Origin of the sequence: Azorhizobium sp. AG788, assembly GCF_943371865.1 — a bacterium.
In the GTDB taxonomy this organism is placed as follows: domain Bacteria; phylum Pseudomonadota; class Alphaproteobacteria; order Rhizobiales; family Xanthobacteraceae; genus Azorhizobium.
In genome coordinates this window covers 22,564-48,543 of record NZ_CALRWL010000032.1, presented here as the reverse complement: position 1 = coordinate 48,543, position 25,980 = coordinate 22,564, and the positions used below count along the sequence as shown (strand labels likewise).

Sequence of the window (25,980 nt, the reverse complement as noted above, 5' to 3'; positions counted from 1 at the left end):
CTCACTCGGCAGGGGCGGGAGCGGTGGTGGCGGCTTGCGGCGGCTTGCGAGAGAACAGGGCGCCGAGGCGCGGTTCCACATAGGAGCGGTAGAGACCGGCCAGGCCATTGGGGAACAGCAGCACCACGGCGATGAACAGGCCCCCGAGGCCGAACAGCCACAGCTCCGGGAAGCTCTCGGAGAAGGAGGTCTTGGCCCAGTTCACCAAGAGCGTGCCGTAGACCGCCCCCAGCAGCGACAGCCGCCCGCCCACCGCGGTGTAGATCACCATTTCGATGGAGGGGGTGATGCCCACGAACGAGGGCGACATGAAGCCCACCTGCAAGGTGAACATGGCCCCGCCCACGCCGGCCAAAGCTGCGGCAAAGCAGAACACGAAGATCTTGAACGAGGCCACGTCATAGCCGGAGAACCGCACCCGGTCCTCCTTGTCGCGCATGGCGACCAATATGCGCCCCAGTTTTGAGCGATTGATGAACTGGCACAGCAGGATGGAGCCGACGAGGAGCGCCACATTGACGAAATAGAGGATGAACTTGGCGTTGTCGGTGCGGATGTCCCAGCCCTGCAGGGTGCGCAAATCGGTGATGCCGTTGACCCCGCCGGTATAGCCCTGCTGGCCGATGATCAGGATGCTCATGATCGCCGCCAGCGCCTGGGTGATGATGGCGAAATACACCCCGCCCACCCGGCGCTTGAACAAGGCATAGGCCAGCACCAGGGCAAATACCGCCGGCACCGCCATCACCGCGATGATCGAGAAGCCGAGCGATTTGAACGGCACCCAGAAGAAGGGCAATTGGGTGATCTGGTTCCAGTCCATGAAATCGGGAATGCCCGGCGTGGACTGGATCTTGGTGGCCTCCGGCGTGGAGGCCTGGAGCTTCAGATACATGGCCATGCAATAGCCGCCGAGGCCGAAGAACACCCCCTGACCCAGCGAGAGAATGCCCGCATTGCCCCAGCACAGCACCAGGCCGACGGCGACGAAGGCATAGGTGAGATATTTGCCCACCATGTTGAGCCGGAACGGATCCAGGATCAGCGGCAGCACCACCGCCAGCAGCACGGCGAGCAGGAGCACGCCGATGAGATCCTTGGAGCGGGTGAAGGCCTTGGGGGCGAGCGACGGGGGCGAAAAGGATTTGGACATGCGGGGCTCCTCAGCGCCGAACCTTGAGGACGAACAGGCCTTCGGGCCGCAGCATCAGGATGCCGACCACCACCAGCAAGGTGAGCACCTTGGCCATGGAGCCGGACATGAAGAACTCCATGGTCGACTGCGCCTGGGAGATGGTGAAGGCCGAGGCGATGGTGCCGGCCAGCGAGGTCGCCCCGCCGAACACCACCACCAGGAAGGTATCGACGATATAGAGCTGGCCGGCGGTGGGCCCGGTGGAGCCGATCATGGTGAAAGCCGACCCGGCCACGCCGGCGATGCCGCAGCCCAGGCCAAAGGTGTAGCGATCGATGCGCTCGGTACTGATGCCGATGGCCCCGGCCATGGTGCGGTTCTGCACCACGGCGCGCACCTGCAGGCCCCAGCGGGAGCGGAACATCAAGAGATAGACCGCGCCGGCGATCAGCGTGGTCAGGCCCATGACGAACAGGCCGTTGATCTGCACATCGATGCTGCTGGTGACGGGCAGCGAGCCCATCATCCAGTCGGGGAGTTCCACCCCCACCTCGCGGGCGCCGAAGATGGAGCGGAACGCCTGCTGCATGATGAGCGAGAGGCCCCAGGTGGCGAGCAGCGTGTCCAGCGGGCGCTTGTAGAGGAAGCGGATCATGCTCCACTCCACCAGCATGCCCAAGGCGCCGGAGACCACGAACGCCACCGCCATGGCGACGAAAAAGTAGATGCCGTTCAGCCCCGGCAGATAGGCCTGGAACAGCTGCGAGGTGAGATAGGTCATATAGGCGCCGAGGATCATGAACTCGCCATGGGCCATGTTGATCACGCCCATCTGGCCGAAGATGATGGCCAGGCCGAGCGACATCAGCACGAAGACGGAGAACAGGATCAGCCCCGCGAACGCCTGCATGGCGAAGATGGAGCCCAGTTCGCCCAGCGTATATCCCATGAACATGTGCAGGTTCCTCGGCGTTCGGGTCGGATGGTCGGCGGACGGGCGGCGAACGTGTGGGAGGAAGCGGCTTTCAGCGCGGCCGTCGTGCTGAGGCGGCCCTTCCCGCCACGCGACAGGTCCCCTCTCCCGCTTGCGGGGGAGGGATAGGGTGGGGGCCGCGCGGAGCGCGGCGGGCACGGATGCGGATCGGCGCTCGACCGGGAGCGGCAGCCGTTTCGCCGTCGCCGTAAGGAGCTAGCAAAGCGGGCGGGTTTCCGCCTGCGGCGGCCCCCACCCAACCCTCCCCCGCAAGCGGGAGAGGGCTTTACGCCGCGCCCTATGAGCGCGTCCCGCTTTATGAGCGCCTGCTCACTGATAGCCCTTGGGGAAAGGATCGGGCTCCACCAGTTCGGAGGTCTCGAACACCACGTCATATTGGCCGTCCAGACGGGCCTTGCCGACGCGGGTCTTGCTCCACAGATGGTGGTTCTCGTGGATGCGCACATAGCCCTCCGGCGCCTTGTCGAACGCCACCCCCGGCGAGGCGGCGGCGATCTTGTCCACGTCGAACGAGCCGGCCTTCTCCACCGTGAGTTTCCACAGCCACGGCCCCAGATACGCCGCCTGCGTCACGTCGCCGATCACGATCTTGTCGCCATAGGTCTTCTTGAAGGCGGCGACGAAGGCCTTGTTGTTGGGATTGTCCAGCGATTGGAAATATTTCATGCAGGCAAAGGCGTTGGCGATATTCTCGCCGCCGATGCCCTGGATCTCGTCCTCGGTCACCGAGATGGTGAGCAGGGTCTGCTTGGACAGATCGATGCCCGCCGCCTTGAGCTGCTTGTAGAAGGCGACGTTCGAGCCGCCGACGATGATGGCATAGATCACGTCCGGCTTGGTGAGCTTGATCTTGTTGATGGCCGAATTGAACTGGGTGTGGCCCAGGGGGAAATATTCCTCGCCCACCACCTTCAATTTCAGGAAATTCTCGATGTGCTTGCGGGCGATCTTGTTGGAGGTGCGCGGCCAGATATAGTCCGAGCCGAGCAGATAGAAGGTCTGCGCGCCGCGCTCCTTCACCACCCAGTTCAGCCCGGCGATGATCTGCTGGGTCGCTTCCTGGCCGGTGTAGATCACGTTCTTGGACTGCTCCAGGCCTTCATAGAAGGTGGGGTAATAGAGCATGCCGTTATACTGCTCGAACACCGGCAGCACCGCCTTGCGCGAGGCGGAGGTCCAGCAGCCGAACACCGAGGCGCATTTGTCCTGCACCAAGAGCTTCTTGGCCTTCTCGGCGAAGGTCGGCCAGTCGGAGGCGCCGTCCTCCTGAATGTATTTGATCTTGCGGCCGAGGATGCCGCCGGCGGCATTGATCTGGTCGATGGCCAGCTTCTCCGCCTGCACCGAGCCGGTCTCGGAAATGGCCATGGTGCCGGTGACCGAGTGCAGGATGCCCACCGTAACTTCGGTGTCGGTTACCGCCAGGCCCGTTGTATTGACTGCCGACGTGGCAGGTGTTTGCGCCAGCGCGCTGTGAGAAAACAGGCTCGCGGCAGGAACAGCCGCAGCAATGGGCAGCGCCGCCATCCCCTTCAATACGCCGCGCCGCGTGGCGCTCATCTTGTCTTGACGGTCGTCACTGGAAGACATGCCCATCCCCCTCCACGAATGTTACGTGGCGTTGGCAGATTCACGATCGAACCTGCGATGGGGCTTATGCTTCACGGGACGGGGGCGGTGCAGCAATACGTCGATTGACGTATATGCGGCATCGCAACATGCCCTAAGATGGGTGTTAACGAGGGAAGTCCGCCTTAGGCGAGGCTTCGTGCGCGCGCGGGAAGGTAAAGCGCGTCTTCTATAGGCAGGACATGCCGCGTTATTGGGCGCGCCCGGCGCGGCACGGGGATGACAAACGCGCGGGCCAAGCCGATGATCTCGGCAACGCTCGGCAGGACCGGCGATGCACGTAAAAATTGCAGACGCCACAGGAACGATTACCAGAATAAGAACCAGCGTGCAGGGGGGCGATGCGACAGGAGGTTCCTTCGACCGGATCGGGGACGGGGCACACCACCATGCCGGCGGAACAGCGGATCGTGCGCGTGCGACGCCAGTACAACCAGTGGGTCGTCAATGAGACGCTGGAAGACTATGCGCTGCGCTTCACCGCCAAGAGCGCGCGCCGCTGGTCGGCCTTCCGGGTCGCCAACACCGCGCTGGGCGCCATTTCCTTCCTGGCCCTGGAGGCCATCGGCGGGGCGATCACGCTCAGCTATGGCTTCACCAATGCGGCCGCCGCCATCATCGTGGTCAGCGCCATCATCTTCGCCGTCGGCCTGCCCATCAGCTTCTATGCGGCCAAGTTTGGCGTGGACATCGATCTGCTCACCCGCGGCGCCGGCTTCGGCTATATCGGCTCCACCGTCACCTCGCTGATCTATGCCTCATTTACCTTCATCTTCTTCGCCATCGAGGCGGCGATCCTGGCCCTGGCGCTGGAGATGTGCTTCGGCATCCCCTTGTCGGTGGGCTATGTGCTGAGCGCGGTGGTGGTGATCCCTCTGGTCACCCACGGCATCACCTTCATCAGCCGGTTCCAGACCTGGACCCAGCCTTTATGGCTGGTGCTGCACATCATCCCCGTGGTCTGGCTGGTGGCCTTCCGCGGCGACGACATCGCCCAGTGGACCGCCTTTACCGGCCTGTCCGGCCCCAAGGACGGCAGCTTCGATCTCCTGGCCTTCGGCGGCGCCTCCACGGTGGTGTTCGCTTTGGTGGCGCAGATCGGCGAGCAGGTGGATTTCCTGCGCTTCCTGCCCCGTCGCCAGCCCGGCTCCCGTGACGGCGGCACCGCCAAATGGTGGATCTCTCTGCTGGCCGCCGGCCCCGGCTGGATTATTCCCGGCGCGCTGAAGATGCTGTTCGGCTCGTTCCTGGCCTATCTGGCGCTGCAGAGCGGGGTGCCGCTGGATAAGGCGGCCGAGCCCACCCAGATGTATCTGGTGGCGTTCGGCGCCATGATCCCCTCCCATCAGGTGGCGCTGGGGCTGATGGGCGTGTTCGTCATCGTCTCGCAGCTGAAGATCAATGTGACCAACGCCTATGCGGGGTCCATCGCCTGGTCGAACTTCTTCTCCCGCCTCACCCATTCCCATCCCGGCCGGGTGGTGTGGCTGGTGTTCAACGTCACCATCGCCTTGATGCTGATGGAGCTGGGCATCTATCGGGTGCTGGACGAGATTTTGGGCCTCTATGCCATCGTCGCCATCGCCTGGGTGGCGGCGCTGGTGGCGGATCTGGTGGTCAACAAGCCGCTCGGCCTGTCCCCGCCCACCATCGAGTTCAAGCGCGCCCATCTCTATGACATCAACCCGGTGGGGATCGGCGCGGTACTGGCCGGGGGCAGCGTGGCGGTGCTGGCCTATACGGGGATGTTCGGGCCACTCCCCCAGGCGTTCGCGCCGTTCGTGGCGCTGGGCGTGTCGTTCCTCGCCGCCCCGGCCATCGCTTACGCCACCAAGGGCCGCTATTATATCGCCCGCACGCCCAAGACCCAGTGGCGCCAGGGCATGGTGCGCTGCTGCATCTGCGAGCACAAGTTCGAGCACGAAGACATGGCCAACTGCCCGGTCTATGCCGGGCCGATCTGCTCCTTGTGCTGCACGCTGGATGCCCGCTGCCACGACCGCTGCAAGGTGGACGCCCGCGCCGGCGACCAGATCTTGGCCGTGCTGGGCGCCGCGCTGCCGGCCTGGGCGGTGGCCAAGCTGAATTCGCGGGTGGGGCATTATCTGGCGATCCAGGCCATCCTCGCCTTGGTGATCGGCGGCCTGTTGGCGATCATCTATTTCCATGCCCGCCTGGAATCCCCCGCCCAGGGGGCGGCCATCCGCACCACGCTGTGGACGCTCTACTTCATCTTGATGATCATCGCCGGCGTGGTGGCCTGGCTGTTCGTGCTGGCGCAGGACAGCCGCCGGGTGGCGCAGGAGGAAAGCCAGCGCCAGACCACCTTGCTCATGCGCGAGATCGAGGCCCACAAGCGCACCGACGCCAAATTGCAGAAGGCCAAGGAAGTGGCGGAGGCGGCGAACCTCGCCAAGAGCCGCTATGTGGTGGGCATCAGCCATGAGTTGCGCACGCCGCTCAACGCCATCCTCGGCTATGCCCAATTGCTGGAGCGCGACACCTCCATTCCCGCCCATCGCCGCGATGCCATCCGCGTGGTGCGGCGCTCGTCCGAGCATCTGTCGGGGCTGATCGATGGCCTCCTGGACATCTCCAAGATCGAGGCCGGGCGGCTGCATCTTTATCGTGACGAGGTGCGGATCCGCGAGCTGCTGGACCAGATCGTCGACATGTTCCGCCTCCAGGCCAAGGCGCGGGGCGTGGCGTTCCTGCATTCCCGGTCCGAACGGCTGCCGGCGGTGGTGCATACGGATGAGAAGCGGCTGCGGCAGATCCTCATCAATCTGTTGTCCAACGCCATCAAGTTCACCGCCACCGGCCATGTGGCGCTGCGGGTGTCCTATCGCAACCAGGTGGCGGAATTCGAGATCGAGGACACCGGCATCGGCATCGCCCCCGAAGAGCGCGAGCGCATCTTCGAGCCGTTCGAGCGCGGCGCGCGCGGCGGGGCGTTCAATGCCATCGGCATTGGCCTGGGGCTCACCATCACGAAATTGCTCACCGAGATCATGGGCGGGGAAATCACCCTCAAGAGCGAGTTGGACCAGGGCAGCGTCTTCAAGGTGCGGCTGCTGCTGTCGCAAGTGCAGGGCCGCGACGAGGCCGCGCCGCCGGAACGGCGCATCGCCGGCTATGCGGGGCAGGCCCGCACAGTGCTGGTGGCGGATGATGACGATGCCCATCGCGACCTCATGTGCGAGGTGCTGCGGCCGCTGGGCTTCATCGTCTTCACCGCCGCCGATGGCCTCGCCTGCCTGGAGATGGCGGCGCAGACCGATCCGGACCTGGTGCTGCTGGATGTCTCCATGCCCCACCTCACCGGCTGGGAGGTGGCCACCGCCTTGCGCACCCGCGTCGCCCCCAATGCCCGCATCATCATGGTGTCCGCCAATGCGGCCGACATGGGCCGCAGCGACGAGGCCCGCGCCGCCGAGGCCAACGCCCATGACGACAGCTGCGTGAAGCCGGTGGATCTGCGCGCGCTGCTGGAGAAGATCCGCGCCCTGCTGGCCCTGGAATGGACCTTCCACAGCGAGGCGCCGGAGCCGCCCGCCGTGGTGGCCGCGCCGGTGATCCCGCCCTCCGCCGGCCATCTGGAGGAACTGCTGGCCCTGGGCCAGATCGGCTATGTGCGCGGCATCCAGGCCAAGTTGCAGGCCCTTGCGGCGGAATCCCCCGCGCACGAGCCGTTCGTCAAAGAAATGAGCGACATCGTGCGCACCTTCGATCTCAACCGTTACATGGCCGTGCTGGAGGCACTGCGCACCGATGATGCATAGCGCCAAACGTCGCGACATCGTCCTGGTGGTGGACGACAGTCCCGAAACCCTCAGCCTCCTCACCGATGCGCTGGAGGAGGCCGGCGTCACCGTGCTGGTGGCGGTGGAGGGGGCCAACGCCCTCACCTTGGTGGAGCAGATCACCCCCGACGTCATCCTCATGGATGCCATGATGCCGGGCATGGACGGCTTCGAGACCTGCCGGCGGCTGAAGACCAACAAGGCGCTGGCCCATGTGCCGGTGATCTTCATGACCGGCCTGTCGGAGACCGAGCATATCGTGAAGGGGCTGGATGCGGGTGGGGTGGACTATGTCACCAAGCCGGTGGTGCCCAATGAGATCATCGCCCGCATGCGGGTGCATCTGGCCAATGCCCGCCAGACCCAGAGCGCCCAGGTGGCGCTGGACAATGCCGGCCGCTTCCTCATGTCCGCCAGCCTGGACGGGCGGGTGCTGTGGAGCACGCCGCAGGCGACGCGGCTGATCGGCGGCCTGTTCACGGCGCTGCCCGGCGAGGGCTATCTGCTGCCGGAGGCGGTGCGGGCCTGGCTGGCGCGCGCCCATGGCGCCCCCACCACCCCGCCCGAGACCATCGAGGTGCCGGATGGGCTGGGCGAGCGGACGCTGAAGCTCTCTTATGTGGGCCAGATCGGCGAGCGGGAGGTGCTGCTGCGGGTGGCGGATGCGGTGCGCATCAAGGATGAGGACGTGCTGCGCCTCGCCCTCGCCGTCACCCAGCGCGAGGCGGAGGTGCTGGCCTGGATCGCCCGCGGCAAGCCCAATCGCGACATTGCCGAAATTCTGGGCCTGTCGCCGCGCACGGTGAACAAGCATCTGGAGCAGATCTACGCCAAGATCGGGGTGGAGAACCGCGCCGCCGCCGCCGCCATCGCCGTGCGGGCGCTCTCGCCCAAGTAAGATCGCTCAAGGAAGATATGTCGTTGCGATCAAGATGGTCTTTGGCAAGCCGAAGCCCAGGGGCGGCCCGCCGCATGCGGCTTGGCGGCCGCGTCATTTGGCCCCTGCGGGGCCGGGAGCGGCCGTGCGAGCGACGACATGCCCGTTCCCGCGCCATTTGGCCCCTGCCCGGACCTTGGGCAGCGGCGGTGCACAGGCCTTGGACAATCCGGGCGCGCCGCCTATTCTATCGCGCTGGTTGAGCTTGAACCGCGGGCAGGCGCCTGACGGTTTCGGTGCGGACCGCAGACGAGGATGTGAATGCCGCCGCTCCGTAGGTGTGGGTGCAGAACAGAAGTGCCGGATGGCGCAGAGCGCGGGCGTCGCCGATGACCGATGCCGATCGCCCTCCTGCGCCCGCCAATCCCGCCCCCCCCACTCCGGCACCGACCAATTCCGCCCCGTTCAACCGCATGATCCAGGACATCGCCGCGCGCGGCGACCGCGAGGCGTTCGCGGCGCTGTTCAAGCATTTCGCGCCGCGGCTGAAGACCTTTCTCATGCGCTCGGGCCTCACCCCCACCGCCGCCGAGGAGGTGGCGCAGGAGACCATGCTCTCGGTGTGGCGCAAGGCCTCCTATTTCGATCCGGCCAAGGCCGGGGCCGCCACCTGGATCTTCACCATCGCCCGCAATTTGAAGATCGACGCCCTGCGGCGCGACCGCCCGGTGGCGCAATTGCCCTCCGATGCGGACGAGACCCCGGATGACGCCCCCAATGGCGAAGCCCTGGTGATCACCGCCGAGCGGGAGGCCAAGGTGCGGGTGGCGCTCAGTGCCCTGTCGCAGGAGCAGGCCCATATCGTTCGCCTGTCCTTCTTTCAGGACAAGCCCCACGCCCAGATCGCCGAAGAACTGGGCATTCCGCTCGGAACCGCCAAATCGCGGGTGCGACTCGCTTTGAGCCGCCTGCGCACGCTGCTGGATGACCTTGGATGAGCGCGACCCATCTGCCCCAGGACGAAACCCTGGCCCGCTTTGCCGCCGGCACGCTGGAGCCGGCCACCCGCCTGGTGGTGGCGGCCCATCTGGAAGCGGCGCCCCAGGCCCGCGCCCGGCTGGCGCTGTTCGAGGCCACCGCCGGCACGCTGCTCGATACCCTGCCGCCCACGGCTCTCTCCGATGACGCCTTGGACCGGACGCTGGCGCTGCTGGACGCCCCGCCCCGCGCGGCGGCCCGGCCGGCCGCCAGTCGCAAGCCGCCGCGCCATGCGGCCCGCCTGCCCGCCGGCGTCACGCTGCCGCGCGCTCTGGCCGATTGCACCGTGGGCCGGTGGATCTGGGTCGGCCCCGGGGTGCGCTGGAGCCGCATCGGCATTCCCGGCGTCGCCCATGCCAATGTGGGACTGGTGCAGGTGGCGCCCGGCCGCGCCTTGCCCGAGCATGGCCATGGCGGCAAGGAGATCACCTATGTGATGTCCGGCGCCTTCTCCGATGCGTCCGGCCGCTATGGCCCGGGCGATGTGTGCGAGGCCGACCCGGAGGTGGAGCACCAGCCGGTGGCCGATGCCCGGGACGGCTGCATCTGCATCATCGCCATGGAGGGCGCGCTGCGCTTCCGCGGCCTGCTCGGCACCTTGCTGCGTCCCTTCACGCACTGAGCCCACCGCGGGCTATGATCCCACGTGTTCGGCATTCCGCTGCCAGGAGCCCTGCCCCGTGAGCGAACCCACCCTCGATCCGGCCGACTGGAGCGCCCTGCGCGCCGCCTTCCACACCGCCGTGGACGATGGCCTCGCCCATCTGCAAGGCGCCCTCGACGCGCCCGTGTGGGTGCCGCCCCCGGCCAGCGCCCAGGCCGCTTTGCGCGAGCCGCTGCCGCAGGCGCCGCAGCCGGTGGCCGACGTCTATGCCGCCTTCAAGGCCCATGTGCTGCCTTATGGGGTGGGCAATGTGCATCCGGGCTTCTTCGGCTGGGTGCATGGCGCCGGCAATGCGGAGGGGGTGCTGGGCGAACTGATGGCCGCCTTCATGAACGCCAATGTGGGCGGGCGGTGGCATATCGCCAGCGATCTGGAGCATCAGGTGGTGGACTGGTGCAAGGAGATGGTGGGCCTGCCCGCCTCCGCCAGCGGCCTGCTCACCTCCGGCACCTCCATGGCCACCATCATCGCGCTGACGGTGGCCCGCAACACCCACGCCAGCGGCGACGTGGCCCGCGACGGCGTGGCCAAAGCCGCCGCCGGACTGGTGGGCTATGCCTCCACCGAGGCCCATAGCTGCTTTGCCAAGGCGTTCGACCTCTTGGGCCTCGGCCGGGACGCGGTGCGGCCGGTGCCGGTGAATGCCGCCCGCGAGATCGATTGCGATGCGCTGGAGGCCATGATCGCCGCCGACCGGGCGGCGGGGCTGGTGCCGTTCTGCGCGGTGGCCACCATCGGCACGGTAAATACCGGCGCCATCGACGATGTGGCCCGCGTGGCTGACATCTGCGCCCGCGAGGGTCTGTGGTTCCATGTGGATGCGGCCTTCGGCATCGGCGCGCTGTTCAGCCCGGCGCACCGGCATCGGGCAGAGGCCATGGGGCGGGCGGATTCGGTGGCGTTCGATTTCCACAAATGGTTCCAGGTGCCCTATGACGCCGGCATCGCCTTGATCCGCAATGAGAGCGCCCATTACGCCGCCTTCTCCGCCCGTAAGGAATATCTGGCCACCGCCGAGCGCGGGCTGGCGGCGGGCGAGCCCTGGTTCTGCGACTATGGCCCGGAGCTGTCGCGCACCTTCCGGGCGCTGAAGGTGTGGTTCACGTTCAAGAGCCACGGCCTGGAGGGCCTCGGCGCCATCATGCGCAAGAACATCGCCCAGGCGGCGTATCTGGAGCAATTGGTGCGCGAGAGCGCGCCGCGCCTGGAACTGCTGGCGCCGGCCAGTCTCAACATCGTCTGCTTCCGCTATGTGGGGCCGGGCGACCGGGCCGCCACCAATGCCCTGAACAAGGAGATCGTCGCCGATCTCCAGGAACTGGGCCTTTCCGCCCCCTCCACCACCACTTTGTCCGGGGTGACGGCGATCCGCGCCTGCCTGACCAACCACCGTACCCGGCGCCAGGATCTGGAAGCCCTGGTGCGCGGCGTGCTGGAGCTGGGGGACAAGCGCACGGCCGCCTCCGCCGCCTGAGGAGGCTGCCCGGTGCCGGCGCGCCCGAGCGCCAAGGGCGCGCACTTGGCTTGCAGCCGTTTCACCCCCCTCCCTGCCCTCCCCCGCAAGGGGGGAGGAGCCCGCACCTGAGGCGGCACAGTTCCACTGCGACGGCACCCAAGACGGTACCGCCCACCATTTTCCCTCCCACGCAACGCGCCCCCTCCCCCCTTGCGGGGGAGGGTTGGGGTGGGGGGTGAAACGGCGGGGACAGGGCGCGCGTCTCCCATCGCGCTCCGCGCACCCGCAGCCCTGAACGACCGCACCGCACACAAACCCTTGCCCTTCGGCCTCGCGCCTGCGAGAAGAGCCCGATCATGATCGTGCTCGACGATATCTCGCTCCGCCTTGCCGGCCGTCTGTTGCTGGACCACGCCTCCGCTGCGCTCCCTGAGAACGCGCGTGTGGGCGTCGTCGGCCGCAACGGCACCGGCAAAACAACCCTGTTCAAGGCGCTGGTGGGCGAGCTGGAGCTGGAAAGCGGCACCATCCGCATGCCCAACCGCACCCGCATCGGCCGGGTGGCGCAGGAAGCCCCCGCCGGGCCGGACAGCCTGCTGGAGCGGGTGCTGGCCGCCGACGTGGAGCGCGCGGCGCTGTTGGAGGAAGGCCTTACCGCCACCGATCCGCACCGTATCGCCGAGATCGAAATCCGGCTGGTGGACATTGAGGCCCATTCCGCCCCCGCCCGCGCCGCCCGCATTCTCGCCGGCCTCGGCTTTGACGAGACCGCCCAGGCCCGCCCCTGCGCCGAATTCTCCGGCGGCTGGCGCATGCGCGTGGCGCTCGCCGCGCTCTTGTTCACCGAGCCGGACCTGCTGCTGCTGGACGAGCCCACCAACTATCTGGATCTGGAAGGCACGCTCTGGCTGCAGGATTATCTGGCCAATTATCCGCGCACCGTGGTGCTGATCAGCCATGATCGCGACCTCTTGGATACCTCGGTCGATCACATCCTGCATTTCACCAATGGCAAGCTGGCGCTCTATCGCGGCGGCTTCACCCAGTTCGATCGCCAGCGCCGCGAGCGGCTGCTGCTGGACCAGAAGGCCCGCAAGAAGCAGGAAGGCCAGCGCGCCCACATGGAAGCGTTCGTCGCCCGCTTCCGCGCCAAGGCCTCCAAGGCCAAGCAGGCGCAGTCGCGCATGAAGGCTTTGGCCAAGATGGAGCCGCTGGCCGCCGAAGTGGGCGAGCAGGCGGCATCCATCTCGATCCGCCATCCCGAGAAGCTGCTGTCCCCGCCCATCGTGGTGTTCGACAATGTCTCGGTGGGCTATGTGCCCGGCAAGCCGATCCTCAAGGGCCTCAACCTGCGCCTGGACGAGGATGACCGCATCGCCTTGCTGGGGCCGAACGGCAACGGCAAGTCCACCTTTGCCAAGCTGCTGGCGGATCGCCTCCAGGCCCAGAGCGGCAGTGTGGTGCGCGCCGACAAGCTGGAAGTGGCCTATCTCGCCCAGCACCAATTGGACGAGCTGATCCCCGGCGATACCCCGGCCCAGCATGTGCGCAAGCTCATGCCCGATGCCCCGGAATCCCGGGTGCGCGGTCGGGCGGCGGAAATGGGTTTCTCCGGCGGGGCGGCGGACACCAAGGTCTCGTCCCTCTCCGGTGGCGAGAAGGCCCGGCTGCTGCTGGGGCTGGCCGCCTTCAACGGCCCGCATCTGTTGATCCTCGACGAGCCCACCAACCATCTGGACATCGAGTCCCGCGCCGCTTTGATCACCGCCATCAATGATTTCCCCGGCGCGGTGATCCTGGTGTCCCATGATCGCCATCTGCTGGAAGCCTGCGTCGAGCGGCTGTGGATGGTGGGCGGCGGCACGGTGAAGCCCTATGACGGCGACCTCGACCAGTATCGCCGCGAAGTGCTCAGCCGCTCCGGCACCGAGCGCATGACCGACGAGGGCCGCAAGGACAAGGCCGACGCCAAGCGCGATGCCAATGCCCTCGCCCCGCTGGAAAAGCGGGCCAAGGAGCTGGAAGCGCAGGTGGCCAAGTGCGAGCGGGACATCGCCGCCATCGACAAGCGCCTGGCCGACCCCAAGATCGCCAAATTCCCCAATGACGCCGCCCGCCTGAACAAGCAGCGCGACGAGGCGGTGGCCACGCTCGCCAAGATCGAGGAAGAGTGGCTGGAAGCCAGTTCCGAGATCGAGACCTTAGCCGGCTGACACTCTGTCGGCGGGCAGCGCTTGCGGCCCGCCCCTGCGATGATCACTTAAGCCCGGTGCCGACGGCATGCCTTCGTCCCCAGCGAAGGGGCTTTCAACGTGATCCATCCCAGAAACAGGCAGCATTCATGACCGCCCTTTCCATGCATCAGGCTTCGGTTCCGGTCTTCATCCGGGGCCTGACCGCGCTCTCCGCCGAACTGGAGAAAGCTGCCGCCTCCGCCGGCGAGCGCAAGTTCGATCTCAATATCCTGGCGAGCGCGCGCCTCGCCCCCGACATGCTGTCCCTAGCCGGCCAGGTACAGCGGGCCAGCGATACCTCGAAACTCTCCGGCGAACGCCTCTCCGGCACCCCGGCGCCGAAATTCGAGGACACGGAGACCACCCTGCCCGAACTCCAGGCCCGGATCGCCAAGACCATCGCCTATCTGGAGAGCCTGGACCCGGTGCTGTTCGTGGGCAGCGAGGACAAGACCATCACCCTCAACCATATCGGCGACCTCAAGGGCGACGCCTATCTGCTGAGCTTCGCCTTGCCGAACTTCTTCTTCCACGTGGCCACCGCCCACGCCATCCTGCGCCAGAACGGCGTGCCGGTGGGCAAGCGCGACTTCCTCGGGCCGATCGCTTAAGACGGCGCGGCGCAGGATCTGCTTCAGGTCCTGCGCCGGTGGCAATGGCCCGGGCCGCACGGCGCGGCCACGCGGCCGGTCACGCGCCCGGTCACTCGGGCTTGATGTTCGCCGCTTTCACCACCTCGGCCCATTTGTCCACTTCGCTCGCGAGGAAGGCCGCAAAGGCGGCGGGCGTGGTGCTGCTGGCCACAGCGCCCTGCTGGGCCAGCTTCGCCTTCACGTCGGGGAGGGCCAAGGTCTCCACCAGCGCCGCATGCAGCTTGTCGGCGATGGGCTGCGGCAGGTTGCGCGGGGCGACGATGCCGTACCAATTGTCCGCCACCACCTTGGGAAAGCCCAGTTCGGCGGTGGTGGGCAAATCGGGCAGCATGGCGGACCGCTCGGGGCTGCCGATGGCCAGCGCCCGCATGCGTCCAGCCTGAACGTGGGGCAGCAGAACGGCGATGTCCATGAACATGGCATCCACTTGGCCGCCCAGCAGGTCGGTCACGGCCGGGGCCGCGCCGCGATAGGGCACATGCACCAGCTGGATGCCGGCATATTGCTGCAACAGTTCGGCCGCCAGATGCGGCATGCTGCCGGCCCCGGACGAGGCCACCGTCAGCGAGCCGGGCTTGGCCTTGGCCAAAGCGATGAACTCGGCCAGGGTCTTGGCCGGCACATTGGGATTGACCACGAACAGCTCGGGCACGCTGGCCGCAAGGGTCAGCGCCAGCAGGTCGGTGCGCGGATCATAGGTGGGATCCGGCTGGAGGGAGACGCTGATGGCCAGCGCGCCCGCCGATCCGATGCCGAAGGTGTAGCCGTCGGCCGGCGACTTCGCCACCGTCTTCATGCCCGTCACGCCGCCGGCACCGGGGCGGTTGTCGACGATGACCGGCTGCTTGAGGATCCCGCCCAGCTTGTCCGCCAGGGTGCGGGCAATGGCGTCCGCCGGCCCGCCGGAGGCAAACGGTACCACCATCTTGATGGCGCGGCTGGGATAGACATCGGCCGCATGCCCTGAGGGTGAGGCGAGCGCCATGGCCGCCGACAGAATTAATCCACGGATCAGCACCTTCATCATGGACCTCCCAGCCTGCCCCACGCTCTCGAGGCGTGTTTAACCCTCGGGACATCCTGTCAGCGCTCGGAGGCACCGACAAAGACCTTCTGGCGATGGTCAGAGATGCCGCTACGGCATCGCCGACGCCGCCCGAGACCCAGAATATGCCGGGGCAGCATGGAACCACCTTCGGGCCCCTGTTGCTCTCTTCCGTGGGGATGGTTCCACCGCCATCCAAGGATGAGCGGAACGGTCATGTCCAGATTGTTCCGGGAAACGCCGCGCCGGCACACCGGCGCCCGCACCCGACGGGCGATGCCGGCCAAGAGGATGCCGGCCAAGAGGAAGGACGCGGGCCGACGCCCCTTCGATGCTCCAGACTTTGCCAGGTGAGGCTCCGTGCGCGCCGGACAGCACCGCCAAGATCGGCCCACGGCATGGATCTGCCCACGGCATAGATCGGCACAAGGTCTGTGCGAAACGCCCACACCTCCGCTAAGCTTGGACTTTCGCTCGACGGGGCCACGCCGCAGGGCATCTAAGGATTGCGAACCATGGATTTCATTGTCGGGCTCTGGTCGGTTACGACCGCAGTGCCATCCTTTACTTCGGCCACTATCAATCAACGGATCAATGACCTGGAGAGCGCGGTGGACGAACTGGCGGTTCAGGTCGCCATGGCGAGCTTTCCGGTTGACCAGAAGATCCGCGGCATCTTCGTCGCGCCGGAATATTTTCTCGCGCATCAGGATGCCGAAAAAGTGGTTTCATCGCAGGTGACCGAGCGCACGATCTCGGTGGGCGAGCGCGACGCCTGCATCCAGCAGCTCTGCGCCCTCAGCACGCTCCACCCGCACATCTTGATTGTTCCGGGAACCATCGCCTGGAAGAAGACCTTCGCGCGGCGCAGCGGCGACCCCAAGACCGTGGACCGGCGGCAGCGCGGGGTCAAGCAAATCGACTATTTCATCAACCTGGACAAGAAAAGTCGCATCAAGGGGATGGATGCCTACGATGACGTCCGCAGCAATGGCGCAACTTATTATCTGCCGAGCGCGCCGGCAAAGCGACAGATGATCCTCGGAAAAAAGAGCACAAAAGAAACGGTGGATGGAAATACATATAGAACGAATGCTGGTATTAAATACTATATTCGAAATACCGCCTACGCCTTCTTGGACGGAGAGGTCGTCTATAAATATCACAAGCGCGGCGATTTCTTCGAATCCGTCAACACGGACGATGCGGTTTTCATCCCGAGCGTCAAGCGTCCTGTGGTCTCTTTGCCGGTAACCCCGACAAAACACATGACATTTGGCTTCGAAATTTGCCTCGATCATCATATCGGCATGCTCAAGCGCCTGATTGCGGAGCAGAACATCTCCAATCCCGACTTCCACATTATCAGCTCCGCGTCCGTCGAGAACGACATCGACAACATGTGCATGCGCGATGGCGGCTACATGCTGCATGCATCCTCAAAAAGCTCTTGTACCTGCGTCTTCAAGAAAAACGGCAGCAGCAAGACGCGGATCTCCATGGACAGCCACAGCACAAGCGGCGGCTACACCCTGCGCTTCTGGGCACTCTCCATCGCAACGGGCGCCAGCGCGCTGTTTGGGGACGTGGACGGCGCGCTGAAAGCCTACAACAAGACCAAGACCTTCTTCGCCAGCGCCGCGAGCAAGAATGCCTATGACAAGCTGCTCGACCTGCACAGCAAGCGCGATGAGGCCGGCCTGCGCAGCCATCTGGACTGGTATCTGGGCAAGCCCGGCGCCCGCCAGCCGCAGGGGGCCGGCAGCCAGATCCCCAAGGACAAGCGCTTTTTCAATCTTCTGAACGCCTTCAAATATTAGCCGCTTGCGGTGTCATGCCGGCGCTGCGGCACCAAGCGCTGCCAGCCGCGGCCACGCCGCTTCCGGCTCCAGCCGCACCACCACGCCCTCGGCGCCGCGCAGGGCCAGGGCGCCCGTCACCGGCTCGTCCACCCGGTCGCAGAAGGTGGAGAGGAGGATGCGTCCGTCCGCCCCCGGCGCGAAGGTGGCCACGGCCGGCGCGCCGCCGAGATTGAGCGCCACCAGGAACCGCTCGCCCGCATGTGCGCGCACATAGAGCAGCAGATCGCCCGCGACCCCGACCGGCTGATAGCGCCCCACCGCCAGCGCCGGATGCGCCCGGCGCAGACGCAGCAGGGTTTGATACAGCGTGTACAAGGACGCCGGTGCGCCACGGTGTTGCATCAGGTTATTTTCGGGGAAGTTAGCGTCCAACGGCAGCCACGGTGTCGCATCGGTGAAACCGCCGTTGGGGGAGCCGTCCCACGGCATCGGCGTGCGCACCCCATCCCGCCCGAGGCCGAGGCCGGGCACGTTCTTCTCATAGGGATCCTGGATCCGGTCGGGCGGGATCGGCACCGTGGTCATGCCGATTTCATCGCCATAATAAAGGGTTGGCGTGCCCCGCAGGGTGAGGAGCAGCATCGCCGCCACCCGCGCCTGCTCAGCCCCCAGCCGGCTCGCCACCCGCGGCCGGTCATGGTTGCCCAGCACCCAATTGGGCCACGCCCCCGGTGGCAGCGCAGCTTCATAGCGTGCAATGAGATCTGCCAGCGCCCGGGCCTCCCAGGGGGCCTCCAGCAAGGCAAAGTTGAACGGCAGGTGGGCCCCATCCAGATGCGCGCCATAATAGGCGCCAAGCCGTTCCACCGGCAGGTAAATTTCGCCGATGAGCAGCCGCTCTGGAAACGCGTCCACCACCCGCCGCAGCCCGGCGATCACTCCGTGGACCTCCTCCAGGTCGGTGGTATGGAGGGGCTGCAACTGGAAATAGGGGTTGCTGCCCTCCCGCCAGTCCGGATTGGGCGGATTGTCGCGAAAGTCCTGATCTTTCAACAGGTGCCAGATCACATCCACCCGGAACCCATCCACCCCCCGCCGCAGCCAGAACCGCATGGCCTCATGGATCGCGGCCGCCACCTGCGGGTTCCGCCAGTTCAGATCCGGCTGCTCGGCCAGGAAGGCGTGATAATAATATTGCTGGCTATCCGGGTCATAGGCCCATGCGCTGCCGCCGAATTCCGAGCGCCAGTTGTTCGGCGGCCCGCCATCGGCGGCGGGGTCCCGCCAGATATACCAGTCCCGCCTGGGACTCGCCCGGCCGCTGCGGGCCTCCTGGAACCAGGGGTGGGCGATGGAGGTGTGGTTGGGCACCAGATCCAATAAGACCTTGAGGTTTAAGGCCTTTGCCTCGGCCACCAGCGCATCGAAATCCGCCAGGGTGCCGAACAGCGGGTGGATGCCGGTATAATCGGCCACGTCATAGCCGAAGTCGGCCATGGGCGAGGGAAAGATCGGCGAGATCCAGAGCGCATCCACCCCCAGTTCCACCAGATGGGGCAGCCGCCGGCGGATGCCGGTGAGGTCTCCCACCCCGTCCCCGTCGCTATCCTGGAACGAGCGCGGATAGACCTGATAGATCACCCCGCTCTGCCACCACTTCGCTGGCTGCGGGAGGCCATCGGGGCCGTCGGTCGTGGGATCTGGCACGGGGCGGGCCTCCGGATTGCGCAAGGGCAAGGCTGACGCCCTCCCGCCCATCCTGGCCGGGGGGCGACCGCAGCCCGATGACGCCCAGCCATAGCATGAACCGCATCCGCGCGAGCCGCGACCAGGGCGCCCCCGGCGCCGCCACCGGCCAGGGAACCCTGGGTGCAGTGCGGCGTTGATGGAGCGAAGGGGACCGCTCAAAGCCGCGTGGCGGCGGTGACGTGCCCTGTCCGCGTCCCCCGCCAGCGACGAGTGCCCATGCAGATCCTGCGCGATGCCTTCCCCCGCCCCGCCCCCGCCGCCGACGCGGGTTCCCCGCTGCCACGGCTCTATCTCGTGCATCCGCTCTGGCTGGGCGGCGTCGATGCCTTCGCTGCCACCTGCGACCATGCGGCGGCCCTGGGCTTCAACGGCATTCTGCTGGCCCCGCCTTTTGCCACCGGGCGCGCCGGCAACATCTTCCTCACCGCCGATCACGATCGCCTGAACGCCGCCTTCGGCAGCGATGCGGATGCGGTGGAGGGGCTGGGGCTCATGGTCAGCGCGGCCCGCAGCCGCGGCCTGTCGCTCTATCTGGATCTGGTGGTGGATCGGGTGGCGGTCGATGGCCTGCTGCCGGCCCTGGAGGCCAGCTGGTTCCTGCCGCACGCGGCGGACGACGCCGTGCCCGATCCGCGCCGCATGGAGCGCCGGCAGGATGCGGCCCATTTCGATTTCGCCCGCCCAGATGTTGCGGCAGCGGTGGGCAGCTATTTTGCCGATCTGGTCTCGCAATGGACCGCCGCCGGCATCGCCGGCTTCCGCTGCGATGCCCCCCATCATGTGCCGCCGGCGGTTTGGTCGGAAATTCTAGCGGTCGGTCGCCTGACCGCCCCCAGCACGACCTTCCTGGCCTGGACGCCGGGCGCACCGCGCGATGCCCTCGCCGCCTTGCGGCCGGTGGGATTTGATGCGGTTTTCTCCTCCACCGCCTGGTGGGACTACCGCAAGCCCTGGCTGGCCGAGGAATGGCGCGACCTTCACCCCCTGGCCGCCGTGCTCGGCTGCCCGGAGGTGCCGTTCGGACCGCGGGTGAGCGTCCCCTCTCTTGCCCCTGCGCAGGCGCAGATGGCCCATCGCCGAGCCCTGGATTTCAGCGCTGCCACCGGCGACGGCCTCCTGGTGTCGGCAGGGTTCGAGTTTGGCGCCCGTGATCCCTTGGACCCGGCGCACGGCTCGCCCGCGGATCTCGCCTTCGTCCGCGACACGGCGCCGTTCGATTTGGCGCCGGCGATCCGGGCCGCGAATGCCCGCCTCGCCGCCCGCGCGGCCCCCACCAGCGCGGCGTGGGAGTTGATCTCCGCGCCCGGCGCGGCTGTTACCGCCTTTGTCCGGACCGAGGGCACCGGTGCCAGCCTGGTGCTGACCAATGCCAGACTGGACGGCACCGTCACGGTCAAGGGCGAAGATCTTCTGCCCCGCGCCCTGGGATTCGGGCGGTTCTTTGCTCCCGACGATCGCGTTCTAATGCCCGGAACCATCCTGGAACTGGCGCCCGGCGAAGTGCTGCGGCTCACCGCGGAGGTGATCGCGCCGGTGCTGGAGGCTCCGGCGGCGGACCCGGAAGGCGCAACGCTGGCAGCCAAAGCGGCCCGCCTGGCCATTGAAGCGGTCACGCCGATGGTGGATGGCGGCGCCTTTCCGGTGAAGCGGATCGTCGGCGAGCAGGTGGTGGTGGAGGCGGACGTCATCACCGACGGCCACGACACCATTGCGGTCGCGCTGCTGTGGCGAGCCGGTGATGACGACCAATGGCACGAAGTCCCCATGCGCCCGCTCGGCAACGACCGCTTCGCGGCGGCGTTCCCCCTGGAACGGCTGGGCAAGCACGAATTCAGCATCGAAGCATGGCGTGACGCCTTCGGCAGCTTCCACCATGAGCTGGACGCGAAGGTGACGGCGCAGATTCCCGTGTCGCTGGAAATCCGCGAAGGCACGGCCTTGGTGGGCGGTGCCACGGCGACGGGCGAGGCGGAGCGCGCGCTGGCACGCCTTCAGCTCGAGTTGGGCCGAGCCTCGGAACCCGCGCAGCAAGCGCTGCTGCTGGCGCCAACGACGATCGCCCTGATGCGCGCCACCCGTGAGCGCCCGTTCGCCACACGGAGCGCCGTCTTCACCGTGGACGCGGAACGGCAGGGCGCGGGCTTTGCCGCCTGGTATGAGATTTTCCCGCGCTCCACCAGCGGCGACGCATCGCGCCACGGCAGCTTCGATGATGTGATCGCGGACCTGCCGCGCATCCGCGACATGGGCTTCGATGTCCTTTATTTCCCGCCGATCCATCCCATCGGCGAGCGCAATCGCAAGGGCCGCGACAACAGCCTGACGCCGGCCCCCGACGATCCCGGTAGCCCCTATGCCATCGGCTCACGCCATGGCGGCCACACCGACATTCACCCGGAACTTGGCACCAAGGATGATTTCCTGCGGCTGGTGGCGGCGGCGCGCGAGCACGGGCTGGAGATCGCCCTCGACTTCGCGATCCAGTGCGCCCCGGACCATCCCTGGCTGACGGATCATCCCGGCTGGTTTGCCTATCGGCCCGACGGCTCGATCCGCTATGCGGAAAACCCGCCGAAGAAATACCAGGACATCGTCAACGTCGATTTCTATGCCCGCGACGCCGTGCCGGATCTGTGGCTGGCGCTGCGGGACATCGTCAACCATTGGGTTGAGCAGGGCGTGCGGCTGTTCCGAGTCGACAATCCCCACACCAAGCCGCTGCCGTTCTGGGCGTGGCTGATTGCCGACGTGCGTGGCCGGCATCCCGATGCGGTGTTCCTGGCGGAGGCCTTCACCCGCCCGAAGATGATGTATCGCTTGGCGAAGGTGGGCTTCTCGCAGTCTTACACCTATTTCACCTGGCGCAATACAAAGGCGGAACTCACCTCTTATCTGGAAGAATTGCGCGAGCCCCCGGTGAGCGACATCTACCGTCCGCATTTCTTCGTCACCACACCAGACATCAATCCCTATTACCTCCAGACCTCCGGGCGCGGTGGATTCCTGACCCGCGCGGCTTTGGCTGCCACTTTGTCCGGACTATGGGGTGTGTTCTCCGGCTTCGAATTGGCCGAAGCCGCGGCGGTGCCGGGCAAGGAGGAATATGCCGCCTCCGACAAATATGAGATCCGCGCCCGAGACTATGCTGCGCCCGGCAACATCGTCGCTGAAATCACTCGCCTCAACCGCATCCGCCGGGAAAATCCGGCGCTGCATACGCACAAGTCCGTCCTTTTCCTCAATGCCTGGAATGATCACGTGCTCGCTTACGCCAAAGCTACCCCCAGTCGCGACAATTTGCTGGTGATCGCCGTCAATCTCGATCCCCATGCGGCTCAGGAAGCCGATTTCGAGCTTCCGCTCTGGGAATTGGGCTTGCCCGATCATGCCAGCGTGGAGGTGGAGGATCTGATGTCCGACGCCGCGTTCCGCTGGACCGGCAAGGTGCAGCGTGTACGGCTCGATCCGGCACAACTGCCCTTTGCCATCTGGCGGCTGCGGAAGGTGGAGGCCTGACCCATGGATGCCATGCGCGCCGGGGGCGATCCACTTTGGTACAAAGATGCCGTGATCTACCAGCTTCACGTCAAGTCCTTCTTCGACGCCAATAATGACGGCATCGGTGACTTTCCGGGCCTACTGTCAAAGCTCGATTACATCGCGGACCTGGGCGTCAACACGGTTTGGCTGCTGCCCTTCTATCCCTCGCCCCGCCGCGATGACGGCTATGACATTTCGCTCTACGAAGGCGTGTCGCCCGATTACGGCACCATGGAAGATGCCCGGCGCTTCATTGAGGCCGCGCATGCGCGCGGCATCCGCGTCATCACTGAGCTCGTGATCAATCATACCTCAGACCAGCATCCCTGGTTCCAGGCCGCGCGCCATGCCCCCAAGGGCTCGCCGGAACGCAATTATTATGTCTGGGCCGACGATGACCAGGGCTATGCGGGCACACGGATCATTTTCTTGGATACCGAAAAGTCCAACTGGACCTTCGATCCCGTGGCTGGCCAATATTTCTGGCATCGGTTTTATTCCCATCAGCCGGACCTGAACTTCGACAATCCCGAAGTGCTGGAGCGGGTGCTCTCCGTCATGCGCTTCTGGCTGGATCTGGGCGTGGATGGCCTGCGGCTGGACGCGGTGCCCTATCTCATCGAGCGCGAGGGCACGTCGAACGAAAACCTGTCCGAGACGCACGACATCTTGAGGAAGATTCGCGCCCATCTGGACGAGAACTACACCGGGCGCATGCTTCTGGCGGAAGCCAACATGTGGCCGGAGGATGCCCAACAGTATTTCGGCGCCGACGCCGACGAATGCCACATGTCGTTCAACTTCCCGCTGATGCCGCGCATGTACATGGCGATCGCCAAGGAAGACCGCTTTCCCATCACCGATATCCTGCGGCAGACACCGGCCATCCCCGATACCTGCCAATGGGCGATCTTCCTGCGCAACCATGATGAGCTGACGCTGGAAATGGTGACGGATTCCGAGCGCGACTATCTGTGGACCGTCTATGCGGCAGACCGTCGGGCGCGCATCAATCTGGGCATTCGCCGGCGCCTCGCCCCGCTGCTGGAGCGGGATCGCCGCCGCATGGAGCTGATGAACGGCCTGCTGCTCACCATGCCCGGCACGCCGGTGATCTATTATGGCGATGAAATCGGCATGGGCGACAATATCCATCTGGGCGACCGCGACGGCGTGCGCACGCCCATGCAATGGTCGCCAGACCGCAATGGCGGCTTCTCCCGCGCCGATCCCGAACAGCTCGTGCTGCCGCCGATCCAGGATCCACTGTACGGCTATTTCGCGCTGAACGTGGAAGCCCAGTTGCGCGATCCGCATTCGCTGTTGAACTGGACCCGGCAGATGCTGGCCATCCGCAAGCGCCACCAGGCATTTGGGCGTGGCACGTTCCGGCTGCTTTATCCCGGAAATCGCAAGATACTGGCTTATCTGCGGGAGTATCAGGACGAGACCATCCTGTGTGTCGCCAATCTCTCCCACACGCTGCAGGCGGTGGAGCTGGATCTCCAGGAATTCCAGCATCGCGTGCCCGTCGCCATGGTGGGCATGACGCCGTTCCCGCCCATCGGCCGATTGCCCTATCTGCTGACCATCCCGCCGTTCGGCATGTATGCCTTCCAGCTCGCCACCGACGTGGCCGAGCCCGCCTGGCATAGCGCGCCGCCCGAGCAATTGCCGGAATTCGCCACCCTCGTGGTGCGCAACGGCCTGACGGACGCTGTCTCGCCGCGCTTCCGGGCGCTGATCGAGAGCGAAGCGTTGCCGGCCTATCTGGGGCGGCGGCGCTGGTTCGCCTCCAAGAACGAGACCATCACCGGCGCCCGCCTCGCCCTCACCGCGGGGATGCCGGGCACCGAGAAGGAGTTCCAGTTCGCCGATATCGAGGTGCAGGTGGGCGGGCGCACCGAGCATTATGCCATGCCGCTCACCATCGCCTGGGAAGACCAGCAGCCAGCGCCTCTGGTTACTCAGCTCGCGCTGACACGGGTGCGGCAAGGGCGGCGGGTGGGCTATCTCACCGATGCGCTGACCTCGGACGCCCTTCCCCATGCGCTGGTGCGGGCGCTGCGGCGCCATGCGGTGATGCCGTTGCCGGACGGCGGCGAACTGCGCTTCGTGCCCACATCGCGGTTGACCGATGTGGAGATCCCGCCGGACGCCCCTATCCAGCGCAATGCGGCGGAACAGTCAAACTCCACCATCATCATCGGCTCCATCGCGGTCATCAAGGTGGTACGGCGCACGCTGTTCGGCATGCATCCGGAATCCGAAATGGCCCGCCACCTGACCGAGCAGGGCTATGCCAACACCGCGCCCTTGCTGGGCGAAGTGGTGCGCATTGCCCCTGATGGAACGCCGGCGGTTCTCGGCCTCATGCTGGGCTTCGTCAGCAACCAGGGCGATGCCTGGAACTGGACGCTGGATCAATTGCGGCGCGCGCTTGATGCCACCGCAGCCACGCCGCAAGCCTCCGAGCATCGGTTCGAGGAGCAGATCTCGGGAATTACGCCCTTCGTCCGTGGTGTCGGGCGGCGCCTCGCGGAACTGCATACGGTACTGGCGCGCACCATACCGGACCCCGACTTCGCTCCCCAATCCGCCACGGCGCAGGACACCGCCAAATGGGATGCCGAGATTTCGCACGAAATGACGGCGGCACTCGACATCCTCGCGAACGTCAGCGTCTGGCCGGACGAGGACACCAAGGCCATCGCCCGCGCCATCCTCGATGTCCGCACCGAACTCCTGCAGGCCGTCCACCGCCTCGCGGCGGAAGCGGATGGAGCGCTGATGACGCGGACCCATGGCGACTTCCATCTGGGCCAGATCCTGGTCTCCGGGGGAGATGCCTTCATCATCGATTTCGAGGGCGAACCCCGCCGCTCCATTCCCGAGCGGCGGGCCAAATCCAGCCCATGGCGCGACGTGGCAGGCATGCTGCGCTCCATCGACTATACCACCGCAACCCTTGCCCTGCCCGGGAGCGACCAATCCGCCTGGGCGGGGAGCGAAAGCCGCGCCGACCTGCTGCGCCGCTTCAAGACCCGCGCAGAGCGAGCCTTCCTGAGCGGCTACGTGGAGGGCGGCGGCCCGTTCGCCGCCATTGATCGCCCGCTGCTCGACCTCTTCCTCTTGGAAAAGGCCGCCTATGAGATCGGCTATGAGGCCGCCAATCGCCCCGCCTGGATCGGCTTGCCGGTCCGCGGCCTGCATGGTCTCGCATCGCGCCTGGCCGGTGCGGTGGAGCTGGATGCCGACGCTCAATTGGAAGGGGAGCCCGCATGAGTGTGCGCACATCCCCTCCTACGTCTTTCATCATCGCCCGTTGTGCGCCTGACGCCAACGGGGCAACACTCTCTGA

At 66.2% G+C, this 25,980-nt stretch carries 15 protein-coding genes; 10 read left to right on the top strand and 5 right to left on the bottom strand.

All coding sequences use genetic code 11. The features are described 5' to 3' along the window. Window position 1 precedes the first annotated feature (1 nt). From urtC to urtA, 3 genes are all read right to left on the bottom strand, one after another. The gene (urtC, locus tag AAG816_RS17810) at window positions 2-1,153 is read right to left on the bottom strand and encodes an urea ABC transporter permease subunit UrtC (protein WP_341991010.1); all 1,152 of its coding nucleotides are present in this window, start codon (window positions 1,151-1,153) and stop codon (window positions 2-4) included. Window positions 1,154-1,163: 10 nt separating this feature from the next. Further along, complete coding sequence (urtB, locus tag AAG816_RS17805; RefSeq protein ID WP_341991009.1) at window positions 1,164-2,090, bottom strand: urea ABC transporter permease subunit UrtB; 927 nt, start codon at window positions 2,088-2,090, stop codon at window positions 1,164-1,166. Window positions 2,091-2,438: 348 nt separating this feature from the next. Then, on the bottom strand, window positions 2,439-3,719 hold the full coding sequence (gene urtA / locus AAG816_RS17800; RefSeq protein ID WP_341991008.1) for an urea ABC transporter substrate-binding protein: 1,281 nt from the start codon (window positions 3,717-3,719) through the stop codon (window positions 2,439-2,441). Between the two features lie 428 nt (window positions 3,720-4,147). On the opposite strand from urtA, the gene AAG816_RS17795 reads away from it, so the two are divergent. From AAG816_RS17795 to AAG816_RS17765, 7 genes are all read left to right on the top strand, one after another. Next, the gene (locus tag AAG816_RS17795) at window positions 4,148-7,540 is read left to right on the top strand and encodes an ATP-binding protein (RefSeq protein ID WP_341991007.1); all 3,393 of its coding nucleotides are present in this window, start codon (window positions 4,148-4,150) and stop codon (window positions 7,538-7,540) included. Further along, complete coding sequence (locus AAG816_RS17790) at window positions 7,530-8,459, top strand: response regulator (RefSeq protein WP_341991006.1); 930 nt, start codon at window positions 7,530-7,532, stop codon at window positions 8,457-8,459. The genes AAG816_RS17795 and AAG816_RS17790 overlap by 11 nt, the downstream gene beginning before the upstream one ends. 368 nt (window positions 8,460-8,827) lie before the next feature. Beyond that, window positions 8,828-9,436 (top strand): sigma-70 family RNA polymerase sigma factor, encoded by a 609-nt coding sequence (locus tag AAG816_RS17785; RefSeq protein WP_341991005.1) that lies wholly within the window; start codon window positions 8,828-8,830, stop codon window positions 9,434-9,436. After that, window positions 9,433-10,098, top strand: a complete 666-nt coding sequence (locus AAG816_RS17780; protein ID WP_341991004.1) for a ChrR family anti-sigma-E factor — start codon at window positions 9,433-9,435, stop codon at window positions 10,096-10,098. The genes AAG816_RS17785 and AAG816_RS17780 overlap by 4 nt, the downstream gene beginning before the upstream one ends. A 58-nt stretch (window positions 10,099-10,156) precedes the next feature. Beyond that, complete coding sequence (locus AAG816_RS17775) at window positions 10,157-11,614, top strand: aminotransferase class V-fold PLP-dependent enzyme (RefSeq protein ID WP_341991003.1); 1,458 nt, start codon at window positions 10,157-10,159, stop codon at window positions 11,612-11,614. A 338-nt stretch (window positions 11,615-11,952) separates the two neighbouring features. Then, window positions 11,953-13,809 carry an ABC-F family ATP-binding cassette domain-containing protein gene (locus AAG816_RS17770; RefSeq protein WP_341991002.1) on the top strand — a complete coding sequence of 619 codons (1,857 nt, stop codon included), beginning with the start codon at window positions 11,953-11,955 and terminating at the stop codon, window positions 13,807-13,809. Window positions 13,810-13,937: 128 nt separating this feature from the next. Continuing rightward, window positions 13,938-14,441: a DUF1993 domain-containing protein gene (locus AAG816_RS17765; RefSeq protein WP_341991001.1), complete on the top strand. Its 504-nt coding sequence runs from the start codon at window positions 13,938-13,940 to the stop codon at window positions 14,439-14,441. A gap of 91 nt (window positions 14,442-14,532) precedes the next feature. Here AAG816_RS17765 and AAG816_RS17760 read toward each other — a convergent pair whose 3' ends face one another. Continuing rightward, on the bottom strand, window positions 14,533-15,510 hold the full coding sequence (locus AAG816_RS17760) for a tripartite tricarboxylate transporter substrate binding protein (RefSeq protein ID WP_341991000.1): 978 nt from the start codon (window positions 15,508-15,510) through the stop codon (window positions 14,533-14,535). A gap of 533 nt (window positions 15,511-16,043) precedes the next feature. Here AAG816_RS17760 and AAG816_RS17755 point away from each other — a divergent pair. Then, window positions 16,044-17,348, top strand: a complete 1,305-nt coding sequence (locus AAG816_RS17755; RefSeq protein WP_341990999.1) for a hypothetical protein — start codon at window positions 16,044-16,046, stop codon at window positions 17,346-17,348. 12 nt (window positions 17,349-17,360) lie between these two features. Here the strand turns inward: AAG816_RS17755 and AAG816_RS17750 are convergent, their stop codons facing one another. Then, window positions 17,361-19,037, bottom strand: a complete 1,677-nt coding sequence (locus AAG816_RS17750; RefSeq protein WP_341990998.1) for an alpha-amylase family glycosyl hydrolase — start codon at window positions 19,035-19,037, stop codon at window positions 17,361-17,363. Between the two features lie 258 nt (window positions 19,038-19,295). Between AAG816_RS17750 and AAG816_RS17745 the strand changes: the two genes are divergently transcribed. Together AAG816_RS17745 and treS are read left to right on the top strand one after the other, a co-directional pair. Further along, the gene (locus AAG816_RS17745; protein WP_341990997.1) at window positions 19,296-22,595 is read left to right on the top strand and encodes a maltotransferase domain-containing protein; all 3,300 of its coding nucleotides are present in this window, start codon (window positions 19,296-19,298) and stop codon (window positions 22,593-22,595) included. A 3-nt stretch (window positions 22,596-22,598) separates the two neighbouring features. Continuing rightward, complete coding sequence (gene treS / locus AAG816_RS17740) at window positions 22,599-25,904, top strand: maltose alpha-D-glucosyltransferase (RefSeq protein WP_341990996.1); 3,306 nt, start codon at window positions 22,599-22,601, stop codon at window positions 25,902-25,904. The last annotated feature ends 76 nt before the right edge of the window (window positions 25,905-25,980 follow it).

Excerpts from the sequence above, each read along its gene's own strand:
- urtC (WP_341991010.1), bottom strand. The coding sequence starts at position 1,153 with ATGTCCAAATCCTTTTCGCCCCCGTCGCTCGCCCCCAAGGCCTTCACC.
- urtB (WP_341991009.1), bottom strand. The coding sequence starts at position 2,090 with ATGTTCATGGGATATACGCTGGGCGAACTGGGCTCCATCTTCGCCATG.
- urtA (WP_341991008.1), bottom strand. The coding sequence starts at position 3,719 with ATGTCTTCCAGTGACGACCGTCAAGACAAGATGAGCGCCACGCGGCGC.
- AAG816_RS17795 (WP_341991007.1), top strand. The coding sequence starts at position 4,148 with ATGCCGGCGGAACAGCGGATCGTGCGCGTGCGACGCCAGTACAACCAG.
- AAG816_RS17790 (WP_341991006.1), top strand. The coding sequence starts at position 7,530 with ATGATGCATAGCGCCAAACGTCGCGACATCGTCCTGGTGGTGGACGAC.
- AAG816_RS17785 (WP_341991005.1), top strand. The coding sequence starts at position 8,828 with ATGACCGATGCCGATCGCCCTCCTGCGCCCGCCAATCCCGCCCCCCCC.
- AAG816_RS17780 (WP_341991004.1), top strand. The coding sequence starts at position 9,433 with ATGAGCGCGACCCATCTGCCCCAGGACGAAACCCTGGCCCGCTTTGCC.
- AAG816_RS17770 (WP_341991002.1), top strand. The coding sequence starts at position 11,953 with ATGATCGTGCTCGACGATATCTCGCTCCGCCTTGCCGGCCGTCTGTTG.
- AAG816_RS17765 (WP_341991001.1), top strand. The coding sequence starts at position 13,938 with ATGACCGCCCTTTCCATGCATCAGGCTTCGGTTCCGGTCTTCATCCGG.
- AAG816_RS17760 (WP_341991000.1), bottom strand. The coding sequence starts at position 15,510 with ATGATGAAGGTGCTGATCCGTGGATTAATTCTGTCGGCGGCCATGGCG.
- AAG816_RS17755 (WP_341990999.1), top strand. The coding sequence starts at position 16,044 with ATGGATTTCATTGTCGGGCTCTGGTCGGTTACGACCGCAGTGCCATCC.
- AAG816_RS17745 (WP_341990997.1), top strand. The coding sequence starts at position 19,296 with ATGCAGATCCTGCGCGATGCCTTCCCCCGCCCCGCCCCCGCCGCCGAC.
- treS (WP_341990996.1), top strand. The coding sequence starts at position 22,599 with ATGGATGCCATGCGCGCCGGGGGCGATCCACTTTGGTACAAAGATGCC.